The following is a 247-nucleotide window of genomic DNA, read 5'->3' as shown; positions in this document are numbered from 1 at the left end:
AGCCCGATAATGATGCCTCTGGCTGTTGCACCCGGTGTCACTTCTATGCCCGAATATTCCGTGCCGTTGAGCGTATAGGCCGCCTGATTCCGGTTGTCGATCAAACCGGCCGCCATATAGATCAGCGAGGACTTCGAGAGGAAGTATTCATACGACAGGCCAACCTGCTGTGCGTTGTTGCCGTTGCCGGTGCGGTCGTGCAAATACCCGTACATCACGGCAATCTCGTTGGCGGGATTGAAGAGAT

Annotated in this window: 1 protein-coding gene; it reads right to left on the bottom strand. The window is 55.1% G+C overall.

Features of this window, described 5'->3' with window-relative positions; all coding sequences use genetic code 11:
* A partial coding sequence (locus SB772_RS44315) for a porin (RefSeq protein ID WP_410839066.1) occupies positions 1-247 on the bottom strand: 247 nt, incomplete at both ends.

The sequence above is a fragment of the Paraburkholderia sp. SIMBA_030 genome, from assembly GCF_046535245.1.
GTDB lineage: Bacteria > Pseudomonadota > Gammaproteobacteria > Burkholderiales > Burkholderiaceae > Paraburkholderia.
This window is presented reverse-complemented; position numbering and strand designations above follow the sequence as displayed.